This is a genomic window from Rugamonas violacea, assembly GCF_016461825.1.
Classification (GTDB): domain Bacteria; phylum Pseudomonadota; class Gammaproteobacteria; order Burkholderiales; family Burkholderiaceae_D; genus Rugamonas.
Genome location: NZ_JAEMNU010000128.1, coordinates 21,912 through 33,958 on the forward strand (window position 1 = coordinate 21,912; position 12,047 = coordinate 33,958).

Annotated in this window: 14 protein-coding genes; 4 read left to right on the top strand and 10 right to left on the bottom strand. The window is 68.2% G+C overall.

The window, feature by feature from the left end:
* Positions 1-92: 92 nt before the first annotated feature.
* Positions 93-722, bottom strand: a complete 630-nt coding sequence (gene yfcF / locus H7U20_RS24565; RefSeq protein ID WP_199761773.1) for a glutathione transferase — start codon at positions 720-722, stop codon at positions 93-95.
* 109 nt (positions 723-831) lie between these two features.
* On the opposite strand from yfcF, the gene gcvA reads away from it, so the two are divergent.
* The gene (gene gcvA, locus H7U20_RS24570; protein ID WP_199761774.1) at positions 832-1,746 is read left to right on the top strand and encodes a transcriptional regulator GcvA; all 915 of its coding nucleotides are present in this window, start codon (positions 832-834) and stop codon (positions 1,744-1,746) included.
* On the opposite strand, the gene H7U20_RS24575 is transcribed toward gcvA, so the two are convergent.
* The 4 genes from H7U20_RS24575 to H7U20_RS24590 all read right to left on the bottom strand — a co-directional run bounded on the left by H7U20_RS24575 (position 1,739) and on the right by H7U20_RS24590 (position 4,746).
* A complete protein-coding gene (locus H7U20_RS24575) occupies positions 1,739-2,014 on the bottom strand; it encodes a DUF493 family protein (RefSeq protein WP_199761775.1) in 276 nt (91 codons plus the stop codon). The two genes, gcvA and H7U20_RS24575, sit on opposite strands and share 8 nt — an antisense overlap.
* Before the next feature lie 91 nt (positions 2,015-2,105).
* The gene (locus H7U20_RS24580) at positions 2,106-2,894 is read right to left on the bottom strand and encodes a coiled-coil domain-containing protein (protein WP_199761776.1); all 789 of its coding nucleotides are present in this window, start codon (positions 2,892-2,894) and stop codon (positions 2,106-2,108) included.
* Positions 2,895-2,983: 89 nt separating this feature from the next.
* Positions 2,984-3,772: a DUF2491 family protein gene (locus H7U20_RS24585; protein WP_199761777.1), complete on the bottom strand. Its 789-nt coding sequence runs from the start codon at positions 3,770-3,772 to the stop codon at positions 2,984-2,986.
* Between the two features lie 2 nt (positions 3,773-3,774).
* Positions 3,775-4,746, bottom strand: coding sequence for a hypothetical protein (locus H7U20_RS24590; protein WP_199761778.1), 972 nt, complete (start codon positions 4,744-4,746; stop codon positions 3,775-3,777).
* A 132-nt stretch (positions 4,747-4,878) separates the two neighbouring features.
* Between H7U20_RS24590 and H7U20_RS24595 the strand changes: the two genes are divergently transcribed.
* Positions 4,879-5,349, top strand: coding sequence for a phage regulatory CII family protein (locus H7U20_RS24595; protein WP_233411056.1), 471 nt, complete (start codon positions 4,879-4,881; stop codon positions 5,347-5,349).
* 200 nt (positions 5,350-5,549) lie between these two features.
* Here H7U20_RS24595 and H7U20_RS24600 read toward each other — a convergent pair whose 3' ends face one another.
* The 3 genes from H7U20_RS24600 to H7U20_RS24610 all read right to left on the bottom strand — a co-directional run bounded on the left by H7U20_RS24600 (position 5,550) and on the right by H7U20_RS24610 (position 8,454).
* The gene (locus H7U20_RS24600; protein WP_199761780.1) at positions 5,550-5,891 is read right to left on the bottom strand and encodes a type II toxin-antitoxin system RelE/ParE family toxin; all 342 of its coding nucleotides are present in this window, start codon (positions 5,889-5,891) and stop codon (positions 5,550-5,552) included.
* 4 nt (positions 5,892-5,895) lie between these two features.
* The gene (locus H7U20_RS24605; RefSeq protein ID WP_233411057.1) at positions 5,896-6,105 is read right to left on the bottom strand and encodes a hypothetical protein; all 210 of its coding nucleotides are present in this window, start codon (positions 6,103-6,105) and stop codon (positions 5,896-5,898) included.
* Between the two features lie 279 nt (positions 6,106-6,384).
* Positions 6,385-8,454: a DUF6600 domain-containing protein gene (locus H7U20_RS24610; protein WP_233411058.1), complete on the bottom strand. Its 2,070-nt coding sequence runs from the start codon at positions 8,452-8,454 to the stop codon at positions 6,385-6,387.
* 167 nt (positions 8,455-8,621) lie between these two features.
* Between H7U20_RS24610 and blaOXA the strand changes: the two genes are divergently transcribed.
* Positions 8,622-9,419: a class D beta-lactamase gene (blaOXA, locus tag H7U20_RS24615; protein WP_199761781.1), complete on the top strand. Its 798-nt coding sequence runs from the start codon at positions 8,622-8,624 to the stop codon at positions 9,417-9,419.
* 24 nt (positions 9,420-9,443) lie between these two features.
* Here the strand turns inward: blaOXA and H7U20_RS24620 are convergent, their stop codons facing one another.
* Positions 9,444-10,091: a LysE family transporter gene (locus H7U20_RS24620; RefSeq protein WP_199761782.1), complete on the bottom strand. Its 648-nt coding sequence runs from the start codon at positions 10,089-10,091 to the stop codon at positions 9,444-9,446.
* Between the two features lie 212 nt (positions 10,092-10,303).
* Between H7U20_RS24620 and H7U20_RS24625 the strand changes: the two genes are divergently transcribed.
* Positions 10,304-11,242 (top strand): DUF808 domain-containing protein, encoded by a 939-nt coding sequence (locus tag H7U20_RS24625; RefSeq protein ID WP_199761783.1) that lies wholly within the window; start codon positions 10,304-10,306, stop codon positions 11,240-11,242.
* Between the two features lie 197 nt (positions 11,243-11,439).
* Here H7U20_RS24625 and H7U20_RS24630 read toward each other — a convergent pair whose 3' ends face one another.
* Complete coding sequence (locus tag H7U20_RS24630) at positions 11,440-11,805, bottom strand: TfoX/Sxy family protein (protein ID WP_199761784.1); 366 nt, start codon at positions 11,803-11,805, stop codon at positions 11,440-11,442.
* Positions 11,806-12,047 lie beyond the last annotated feature (242 nt).

Genomic DNA, 12,047 nt, shown 5'->3' on the forward strand with positions numbered 1-12,047 from the left:
CCCCCCCCCCCCCCCCCCCCCGGCTCTTCGCCTGTGGGTGGTTTTTGAGCCGCCGGCGCCTCGGCGTGGCAGCTTGCCGGGCCGGAAACTGCTTAATAGATCGGCAACAGGCGCAGCCATTGCTGCACGGAATCGCGCTGCCACTGGCCGGCGGCGTAGTCGCGCAGCCGCGCCGGCACCGGGTCGCCGCTCTTGATGAGGCGGTGGAGCATCAGCGCCAGGTCGGTGTCGGCGATGCACCAGGCGCCGAACAGGTTGTCGGCGTTGCCGTCGAGCAGGATTTCGGCGACGTGGATCAGCTTGTCGGCGCTGGCGCGCGCCTCGGCGCCGAGCGGCGCCGTGGCCGGCTGGTGGAACACGGTCTGGGTGCTGCGCTCGTCGCGCAGGGGCAGGAAGTCGCTGCGCAGCCAGGCTTGCAGCTGGCGGGCGCGGGCCCGTTCGCGCAGGCCTTGCGGCAACACCGCCGGGTGGGCCGGCGCCGGGAAGGCTTCGTCGAGGTATTCGCTGATGGCGCTCGACTCGGTCAGCACGAAGTCGTCGTGGGCCAGCGCCGGGACGCGGGTGGTCAGCGACAGGTCGCGGTAGGCCGGCAGCCGGTTGACGCCGGCGCCGAGGTCGACGGTTGCCAAGCTGAAGGGCAGGCGCTTCTCCGTCAAGGCGACGAAGGCGGACAGGGCGTAGGGGCTGTTGTAACTGCTGTCGACGTACAGGACTAGGCTCATGGCGGTTTCCGTGTGGTTGAAATCTATTCACATGGTATTGCTTGCCAAAGCAATCACATAACGATATATTTTCGGAATTCTTGTTAGTTTTATTCACATAAAGAACGGCATGAGCGCGACCCCACGATTGCCCAATTTTTCCGCCCTGCGCGCCTTCGAGGCGGCGGCGCGGCACCAGAATTTTTCGCGCGCGGCCGAGGAGCTGCACCTGACCCATGGCGCGATCAGCCACCAAGTGCGCGCGCTGGAGGAGGAGCTGGGCCTGCCACTGTTCGTGCGCAACGGCCGCCACGTCAAGGTCACGGCGGACGGGCTGCGCTTCGCCCAGGTGCTGGGCCGTTCCTTCGCCGAGATCGCGGCGGCGGCCGAGGCGCTGCGGCCGGGCAGCGCCGGGGCGCGCCGGCTGACGGTGTCGTCCATCCCCTCGTTCGCGGCGCGCTGGCTGGCGCCGCGCCTGGGCCGCTTCATCGAGCGGCATCCCGAGGTGGAGGTGGTGTTGCAGTCGAGCGGGCAGTTGCAGGATCTGGCGCGCGACGGCGTCGACGTCGGCATCCGCTTCGGCCGGGGCCACTATCCGGGCATGCTGGTGGAGCGCCTGATGGGCGACATCTACTTTCCGGTAGTGAGTCCCCACTATCGCGGCGGCGCGCTGCCGGCCACGCCGGCCGAGCTGGAACAGGCCAGTCTGCTGCGCTCGGTGGAGCCGTGGGCGCCGTGGTTGCAGGCGGCCGGCCTGGCGCTGGCGGAGCCGTCGGGCGGCGTGATGTTCGAGGATTTGTCGATGCTGATACGTTCGGCCGTCGACGGCGACGGCGTGGCGCTGGTGCGCCGCGTGGTGGCGATGCAGGAGCTGGCCTCGGGCCAACTGCTGCGCCTGTTCGAGCTGGCCGTGCCCTGCGCCGAGCAATACTACTTCGTCAGCCCGCCGACGGCGGCGCACAAGCCGCAGGTGCAAGCCTTCCGCGCCTGGCTGCTGGCCGAGGTGGCGGACTTCCAGCGCCAGCTCGGCGCCGGTCTTACATGACGATCTTGACCATCGGGTGGGCCGACAACTCGGTGTACAGGGCGTCGAGCTGCTCGCGGCTGATGGCGCGCACGATCACGGTCAGGCCGGTGTAGTTGCCCTTGGCCGAGGGACGCACTTCGAGCTTGCCGTCGTGGAAGGTCGGGTCGAACTTCAGCACCACTTCCACGATGGTGGGGGCGAAATCGACGTGGGTCGGGCCCATCACCTTGATCGGGAAGTCGCTCGGGTACTCGATGAGGGACTCTTCGGGAGGGATCGCTGCCATAATCATTCCAATCAAAAACAATGTAAAAAAACCAAGCGTGGCGACCGGCGCGGCCGCCACACTTGATATTGTAGCCAATTACGTCGAACGCTTAGGAATTGCCCAGCAGCGGGGCCGGCGCGGCGGTTTTGCCGGACAGGCGCTGCAGGCGTTCCAGCGCCGACTCGGCACCCAGGGCCGGCGTGTTGACGGAGCGGCGGATGGCGTCGATCTCGGCGGCCTGGTCGAGCGGACGCTGGCCGATGTCGTTGACGATGCGCATGCCGGCCGCCTCGTTGCTGACGGTCTGGGCGCGCCGGGTCAGCGCGTTCAGGGCGCTGGAGTTGCCGCGCATGCCGGACAGGCCGGCCAGCTCGCTCTGCCGCTCGGCGCGCACGTTCTGCAGGTCCTGCTGCGCCTTGGCGCTGGCCAGTTGCTGCAGCGCCTTCTTGGCGGCGGCGTCGAACTCGGCGAGTTGCTTGGCCAGCGCGTCGACGATGGTTTGCAGCTCGTCCATGTACTGCTTGGCGTCGGCCTCTTCCTGCTCCTCCTGCGGCACGCGGGCCTTGTTGGCCTCGAGCTCGTCGCAGAACATGGTGATGGTGGCTTCCGAGATCTTGCCGGCGGCCAGGCGCTCGGCCAGGGTGCCGGTGGCCTTCTCGTCGGTGGCGATCAGCTCGCGCAACTTGACCACGTCGGCGCGCTCCTTGTCGAAGGAGGCGCGGGCGGCGGCCAGCTTCTGCGCGGTGCTGCGCAGGCTGTCGGCCAGACGGTCGCGGTCGGCTTCGGTGGCGGTTTCGGGATCGAAGTTGGCGATCGCTTCCGACACGCGGTCGCCCAGCACGCCGAAGTGTTTCGAGATCAGGCGCGCGGTCAAACCCCAGCCATTCGAGTTGCTCATATCAGTATCCTTCCAGGTTAATTTGGGTAAACATCCACTACACACTTATTTACACACTTACTTACACACTTACACACACTGCGCATCGCTTATTGAATGACGATCCGCTCTTGCTCAACCGGTATGCCAATGACGAAATCGACATGGATACCGCGCTTCGAATTGTCGCCGTTCACGCTGGAAATCACTTCCGTGGTGATCAGCAAATACTCGCTGCCGCCGCCGGGCAACTTGCGCACGTACGGCATGAAATACATTTCCTGGCGCAGGCCGTTGCGGCCGGCGGCGTCGTCGATGCGCGTCTCGGTGCCGGAAAACGGCGCGACGAACTCGGCCTGGGCATCGCCGGCGTCGCGCCAGAAGTCGATGCCCTCGTTGGCGCCGAAGATCAGGTCGAGGTCGGCCTGGTCCAGGCCGTAGTCGTCGAGCTGGTTGCGCCACAGCGTGTAACTGCGGTCGCCCAGGCCGGCGCCGGACACGCCCATGTAGGCCTCCTGGTCCTCGACCGTCTGCGGGATCACCCGGGCCAGCTGGGTGCAGTACATCAGCTCGGCCACCTCGCCCTTGGCGTCCTGGTAGATCTGCAGGAAGGTTTCGCGGGCGTCCAGGTCGCCCTTGCTCAGGTAATAGCGGTACAGGCCGCCGGCCAGGTTCAGGCGGATCTGCGACACCGCCTCGATGCGCGTCTCGCCCGGCTTCGGCAGGCGGATCAGCGAACCGTCGGCGTTGGCGCGGATCAGCGGCGACTGCTGCAGCGTGACCAGGCTGCCGATGCGGGCGCCGAGCGGCAGGTCGGCGTCGGCGCGCTGCTCGCCGGGATCGGCGCCGCGCTTGGCGGCGACACCGCGCAGATAATCAAATGCATTGCTCCAACCCATTTCTATTCCCTTTCGAACGAGTAATTCGCGCCGCTGGGCGTGCGGCCGCGTTTGAGACGTTTGACGCCGAAGTAGACCAGCCAGCCCAACACGCTCAGCAACACCAACCAGGCGAAGGTGCGCAGCAGCGTGGCGCCGAACGAGGGCGGGGCGGGCGGCGCGGCGACCGCGCCGACACTGCCGCCGAGGCCGCTGTCGACGGCGTTGCCGCCGGTGTTACTGTTGCCGTTGTTACCGTTGCCGCCGTTGTTGCCACCGTTGTTGCTAGCGTTGCCGCCGTTGTTGTTGCCCGGATAGTAGGTCGGATGCGAACCGCCGCTGACGGCGCGGCCCAACATGAAGCCCATCAGACCGTGCATCAGGCCGTTGCTGGGTTGCTGCACGATCACCGGCGGCTGTTGCTGCTGGTAGACGGGACCGGGCTGCTGGTACGACGGCGATTGCTGCCCCTGCGAATACTGCGGCGACTGCTGCGGCCGCGACACCGGATCGGTCAACGGCGGTAACGGCGGCGCGGCGGCGGCACGCCGGCGCGACTCCAGCGTCTGGTTGGCGCGCTCCTGCGCCGCGCTCTGGTTCATGTCGCGGCCCAGCGCCGAGCGGCTCGATGACGGTGCCGGCGCGGCGTCGGGCGCCGACGCGCTGTTGGTGCCGTTGGTGCTGCCGGCGCCGCGGCCGAACGAACCGAAGCCGCTACGCTGCGACGACGGCGATGGCGATGACGACGGCGACGGCGATGGCGATGGCGCGGCGTCGGCGGCGTCGCGGCTGCCGCTGCGGCCGAACGAACCGGGGGCGCTGCGCGACGACGCCGGTGGCGACGGCTTGCTCTTCGCCGTGCTCGAGCGTTGCGACGAAAATCCGCTCTTGTATGACGATGTGCCAGAATGTGAGGTATCGCGCGCCTCGGCCGGCGTGTAGCCTGCCACCGACAGCAGCACCGTCAGGATCACGGCAAAATGAGAGGACTTCATGATGTCTTTTCAGTTAGGTTGGGCGAAAAACAGCATAGCATGACTTGCATTGGAATCAGCATAGCGCCCATTTGGGGGGGCATGCATCGGTAATAAAAGGTTAACTTCACCATGACGCGCAAATACCTCGATATGAATCAACACGATGCCCTGTATAAAGTGGCACGCAACTACCCGGGCGGCATCGAAGCGCTGGCGCACAGCATGGAGATCTCCGTCAACGTGCTGCGCAACAAGCTGGCGCCGACCATCGCCTCGCACTATCCCTCCTTCGAGGAGGTGTCGACCATCGTCGATCTGTGCCACCGCGCCGGCGTGGCCGAGGCCCACCTGCCGCTGCACGCGCTGCTGACCCGCCACGGCATGGCCGCCTTCGTGGTGCCGCAACCCGAGCAGATCGGCTCGGACGACCTGTCGCAGACCGTCTGCCGGGTGATGAGCCAGGTCGGCGCCGTCGCCGAGGCGGTCTCCAACGCGCTGATGGACGGCAAGGTGACGGCCGCCGAGGCCGACCTGATCGAGCGCGAGTTCCAGGGCGCGCTGTCGGCGCTGGGCGAGTGGCGGGCGCGGCTGCGCATCAAGGCCCAGGCCGAGGTCAAGTAATCGGCATTCGGGACGGCCAGTTGACCGCTCCCCTGCCAGTCCGGCCGAAGACGATCCGCAGCTGCTTGCCGGCACCGATACGGCCAAGCGGGAAATCGACGCGGAGATTGACGCCTTGCCGCTCGCCGCAGCGCAGCGCGGCGCGGCAGGCCCGTCGCAGTGTGCGACGTATGGCGCGCACAGGGAAGCGGCCGCTTTCCCTATCGGCCACCGCCTTTTTTCATGCGCCCGAGCGGGCCCAGAGTCTTGCTCGTGACGTTGCGCCGTTCGTGATCGACGCGCAACACGTGCAGCGTATCGCCTTCAACCATGTAAAAGACCCGGAACGGGAAGCGCTCGAGCGACCAGGTGCGCAGGTCGATGCCAGGGAAGAAGTGGGCGAAGCGCCGGGAGCCGACGTTGGGACGCTGCCGCAACAAGGTCAGCGTAATACCGAGCTGTGTCAGGAAGGCGTCCGGGAGCGCGGGCGCGGCCTTCGCATAATACGCGAGCGCTTCGGCCAAGTCGGCCGAGGCCGACGAGCGCACATTGAGTTTGAGCACCCGCCTACGGATTCAGACCGGGGATGCCGGCGCGCAACTCCGCCAAGAAGTCAGCCACGCTGGCGTAATTCTTGCCGGGGCCGCTGTCTAGCGCTTCCTTGACCAGCGTATGGACGCGGCGCTCTTCCTCATCCCGTGGACCGTAGCTGTCAGGGACTTCGGGGAGCGGTATCAAATCTGCCGGATCGATGGATTTAAGGTCGAGCGATGTCATCGTCCGATTATACGCCGGTCGGCAGAAATGCAAAAAAAACCAGCCCGTGGGCTGGCGAAAAAACTATTCTCATTGGGCAGAAAATAGTCGGGACTCGGTGTACGGTCGCGACGGCCCGGCGCTGCGGGCGCCGTGTTAGCACCCTGTCCCGCCGCCGTCGTCGTTGCAGTAATGGAACTATATCCAATTGACAATGACGGCGAATAGCGAAATGTGACGGAATGCGCCATGGACGGGCTGAGTTGCCGATTCGCCGGCCTGAGCCGCCATGTTCCACCGTCAACGCGACGACTGGTTGCGGTTGTCGCCACGCTCGCGCGCCTCACGCCCCTCCTCGCGACGTTTGTCGTTGGCCTCTTTGCGGCCCGGCTGCTCGCCGGCCTGCCGACCGGCGTCGCGCGCCGGCGCCGCCTGCACCGGTGGCGTAGGCGCCTGATGCACTTGTGGCGCGGGCGCCTGATGCACCGGCGGCATGGACGGCGGCTGCGCCACCACCGCTGCCGGACGCGACGGCTGAACCGGCGCAATCTGCTGCGCCGGCTGGGCCGGCTGTGCCACCTGTACCGGCGCCTGCACCTGCGGCGGCACCTGCGGCGACTGGTTCCTCGGCGCCTGCGACGCACGCGGCTCGACCTCCTGGCCACGGCCGTGACGCGGCTCGTCGTTGCGCCGGCCCGGCCGCTCATGCGGCGACGGCGGCGTCTCCCCGAGCATGCCGGGCACGGCCGGCGCGACCAGCACGGCGGGCCCCGGGCGCGGCTCGCGCCGCGTGTCGAGCAACTGCTTGCCGGACTGCGGCGGGCTGGTTTGCAACGGCGCCACGGCGGCCGATGTGGCCGATGTCGCCGATGTCGCCGGCGTGGCCGGCGGCATCGCGGACGTGGCAGGCACGGCCGAGCGCGGCGAGTGGCCGCTCAAGTTGTTGCGCCCATTGTGCCCATCGCGCTCATCCCGCTCGCCACGCTCAACATGGTCGAGGCGGTCGCTGCGCACGCTGCGATCGCCACGGCCGGGCTCGCGGCCGGGATCGCGGCCGTCATTGCGCGCCGGCTGGTCGAGGTGGCGGGTGTCGAGCACCCGGGCCGGCGCCGCCGGCGCGCCCACCAGCGGCGCGTTGACCATCAACGGCGTGCTCATGATGACCTTTGGCCCCTTGCCGACCGGCACCACCCGATGGCCGTCGAACTGGTCGCGCGGCAACACGGTGACGCCGTCGCGGTGATCGCGGCGCGGCTCCTTGGAGTTGCCGCCACGGCCGTCGTGGCGCCAGCTCAGGCGCCGCTCCTGGTCGACGGAAACCCGGTAGGGCGGCACATAACTGTCGCGCGGCGACAGGGGAAACCAGCCCAGCCCCGGCCCGCGATGCTTGCCGACGCTGCCGCCGAAGGTCACCGTCAGCTGGTCGCCGCCGACCCAGCCGACCAGCGCCGGCGCCCACACCGGCCGGCCGACCACGCGGCCCGGCGCCCAGCACCAGCGCCGGTTGAGCATCACCCAGCGGCCGTAATGCGACGGCGCGTAGCCCCAGGGCGCGTTGTCGACCCAGGTCCAGCCCCAGGGCGCCAGCCAGATCCAGCGGCCGTCGCGGTAGGGCGCCCAGTCGAGCGCCACCACGCGCGGCGTCCACAGCGGGCCGTAGTCGTTGCTGTCCTGCCAGCTGCCGTACTGGTCCAGCTCCTCGGCGCCGGTCACCTCGGCCGGCAGGTAGCGGCTGGCGGGGCCGGCCTGGTCGCGCCGCTCGCGCGCCTCGGCCCAGTTGTCGAAGGCGTCGCGCCTGGCCGCGCCGGTGCGCAGCTCCTCGTTGCCGACCTCGACCCGGTGGCCGCTGCGCAGGCTCACGGTGTTGCCGGCGCCGTCGACCTGGGCCATGCCGGCGAAGACGCTGACGACGCTGCTGTCGGCGCTGCGGCCGGCGTCGACGCGCAGCCAGCCCGGCTCGCTGAGCGTGACGCGGGCCTGCGGCGTGCTCAGCTCGAAGTCGCGCACCAACTCGTTGTCGCGGATGCGCACGCTGGCGCTGCCGTAGTGCAGATACAGGTGCAGGCTGTCGTCGTCGAGCTGGCTGACCTCCAGGTCGGAGTCGCCGTCCAGCCGCACCGCCGCCGCGCCGACGCGGAATTCGGCGCGCGCGCCGCGCCCGGTGGCGATGTGGTTGGCGCTGGTGATCGGCCAGTTCAACAGGGCGGCGTTGGCCTCGCCCTCGGCCAGCACGGTGACCTGGCCCTCCAGGCTGGAAATGCGGCCGACGCGGGCCGGCGGCTCGGCCAACGCCGGCGCGGCGCAGGCGCCCAACACGGCCAGGGCGGTCGCGCTGGTCGCGATCAAACGGTGGAATGCGCTGCGGCTCATCGCTGGGCTCCTCGGAATGCTGGTTCGGCGCGCACGGCGCGGGCGCGGCGGCGCCGTGGTCATGGTGCCATTGTCATTTAACGCCGCAGATTAGTTTGCGGCTACCTGGGTTACAAATGATTGCACATTGTAGAATGTGCGCTCCCTCCCCTCCCCCTGAAGACACCATGCGACTCCCCGTATCGACCCTGCTGGCCGGCCTGCTGCTGTCCGCCTGCACGCTGGCCCAGGCCAGCGACTGGAAGGATAGCGCCGCCATCGGCAAGCTGTTCAAGAAGGCCGGCGTGACCGGCACCTTCGTGCTGCACGACGTCGAGGCCGACAGCTACACGGTGCACAACCTGGCGCGCGCCAAAACCCGTTACGCGCCGGCGTCGACCTTCAAGCTGGCCAACACCCTGATCGGCCTGACCGTCGGCGCCGTGGCCAACGTCGACGAGGTGCTGCCCTACCACGGCAAGGCACAGGACCGCCAGGAATGGGAACACGACATGAGCCTGCGCCAGGCGATGCCGACGTCGAACCTGCGCATCTACCAGGAGCTGGCGCGGCGCATCGGCGCCGAACGCATGCGCACCCAGCTGAACACCCTGAACTACGGCAACATGCAGACCGGCAAAGTCATCGACACCTTCTGGCTGGAGGGGCCGTTGCAGATCAGCGCGCTTGAGCAGACCGGCTTCATCGAGCGGCTGGCGCAGGACCGCCTGCCCTTCCCGCGCGAGGCGATGGCGCAGACGCGCGAGATCGCCGAACTGGAGCGCAGCGCCGGCCACGCGCTGTACGGCAAGACCGGCTGGTCGTCGCCGGCCGACGGCAAGGACCTCGGCTGGTGGGTCGGCTGGCTGCAAAAGGACGGCCGCCTGTACAGCTTCGCCTTGAACCTGGACATCCGCCGCGACCGCGACGCCGAGCAACGCGTGCCGCTGGGCCGCGCCAGCCTGAAGGCGCTCGGCCTGCTGTGACGCGGCGGCGGGGATGCGGCGGCGTCAGGCGTTGGCGCCGCCGCGCTTGACGAAGAACAGCGCGGCGCCGACCGCCATCAACAAGCCGCCGAAGACGCGGTTCTGCTTGCGCACGGCGCGCGCGTCGCGGAAGAAACGCTGCATGGACGAAGCCAGGAAGGCGTAGCTGTGCATCACCACCAGGTCGATCGAGCACATGGTGACGGCCAGGATCAACAGTTGCGGCAACACCGGGGCGTGCTGGTTGATGAAGTTGGGCAGCACGGCGACCATGAAGATGATGCCCTTCGGATTGGTGGCATTGGTCAAAAAGCCGGTCAGCACGCGCTTGCGCAGCGACGGCGCCGCGCTCTGCGCCGCGCCGGCCATGGCGCCGGCGCCGATCTCCACCTTGGCGCGCCACTGGCCCAGGCCCAGGTAGATCAGGTACAACGCGCCGACCACCTTGACCACATTGAAGGCCAGCTCCGAGGCCAGCAGCAGCGAGCCGACGCCGGCGCCGGCGATGAACAGCACCAGCAACAAACCGGCCTGCAGGCCGACAATGGTGGCGCTGGCCTTGCGCACGCCGTACGACAGGCCGTGCGACATCGACAACACGGCGCCCGAGCCGGGCGACACGGCGATGATGCAGGCGGCGATGAAAAAGGTGATCCAGGTGGCGAAAGTCATACGGTGGGTCCCGGGCGAGATGATGGAAACGGCGGCGGCGCGGTGCGGCGGACGCGGCCGAAGGGCTATTGTAGCGGGCCGGCGGATTCCCCGCCGGCAACGGCGCGGCCTGGGTTACACTTGCCGCTCCACCATCCTTGCCAAGAGATTCATGATGCACATGCCGAGCCAGCCGACCTTTCCCCCACCGTCCACGCCGGAGTGCCGCTGAGATGGCCGGCTCCAGCCTGCTGGCGCTGATCGACGACATCGCCGCCATCCTTGACGACGTCGCCCTGATGAGCAAGGTGGCGGCCAAGAAAACCGCCGGCGTGCTGGGCGACGACCTGGCGCTGAACGCCCAGCAAGTGTCCGGCGTGAAGGCCGAGCGCGAGCTGCCGGTGGTGTGGGCGGTGGCCGTCGGTTCGCTGAAGAACAAGGCGGTGCTGGTGCCGGCGGCGTTGGCCATCAGCGCCTTCGCGCCCTGGGCCATCACGCCGCTGCTGATGGCCGGCGGCGCCTACCTGTGCTTCGAAGGCTTTGAAAAGCTGGCCCATCCCTACCTGCACGCCGACGAGCAGGCCGCCCACCTGGGCCAGCTGGCCGACGCCATCAGCGATCCGGACGTCGACCTGGTGGCGCTGGAGAAGGACAAGATCAAGGGCGCCATCCGCACCGACTTCATCCTGTCGGCCGAGATCATCGTCATTTCGCTGGGCACGGTGGCCGGCGCGCCGTTCGGCCAGCAGGTGACGGTGCTGGCCGGCATCGCCGTGGTGATGACGGTGGGCGTCTACGGTCTGGTCGCCGGCATCGTCAAGATGGACGACGCCGGCCTCTACCTGAGCCAACGCGGCGGCGCCGTCACGCGCGCCGTCGGCCAGGTGCTGCTGGCCGCCGCGCCCAAGCTGATGAAGCTGCTGTCGGTGGTCGGCACGCTGGCCATGTTCATGGTCGGCGGCGGCATCCTGACCCACGGCCTGCCCGGCGCGCACGAGGTGATCCAGCACGCCGCCGAGGCCGTCGGCGGCTTGGCCGGCGTCGGCCCGGCGCTGGCCTGGCTGACCCCGAGCGTGCTCGACGGCCTGGCCGGCCTGGCGGCCGGCGCGCTGGCGCTGGCCGCCGTGGGCCTGGGTGGCAGGCTGTTGCGTCTGCTCAAAGGGCGCGGATAGGTTGCCGGGCGGGACGGCCCGACCGGAACCGCGCCGGGCCAAGCAAGTCACCCCACAGGCCAAGCCAATGCAACCCACAGGCCAAGCCAATTCAACCCAGCGGCAGAAACTGGGGTCAGACCCGGCGGGTCTGACCCCGGCTCCTGTCTTTGGGTGGCATCGGCGGCCGCTGGCGCCTCACATTGGCGGCATGCCACTCACGCCTTGGGCGCCTTGGGCGCCTTGGGCGCCTTGGGCTTCCTCGGCTTCTTCGGCGCCGGCGGCGGCAGGGCGGCGGCGGTGAGGCCGGCCAAGCGGCTCAGCCAGGCGCTGTCGTCCCAGCGCTCGCCGTCGATCAGCAGCCAGTTGCTGGCGCCCGGGTAGGGCGGCGCCTCGACCACCGTGCCCAGCCATTCGCGCCCGGCGGCGGTCGGCTTGAGGTAGAGCTGGTCGTCGCAGACCACGGCGAAAAACCGCCCGTCGCAATACAAGCCGTATTCGCCGAACATGCGTTTGGCGACGATGGGGCCGGCCGACGCCATCTGGTCGAGCAGGAAATCGACCGTGCCCTGTTTGGATGCCATGCCCTCTCTCCTCATGTTGTTTGCGCCATATTAATGCCTACCTCCACCGTCGGCAGGAACTTTTTTTTCAAGCTTATCCTCTAACCAAGATTACTCAATGAATCCCGTTGGAGACGGTACGATGAATAATTTGGAGCGACGCCTACAATCGGTAGTTGTCAACAAAGTTGTCGCGTCACTTCATGCAGCCAGCTTCAATAATTCAGGCTCAGCCCGTTCCGGATTGAGCCAAACCTCGTCCT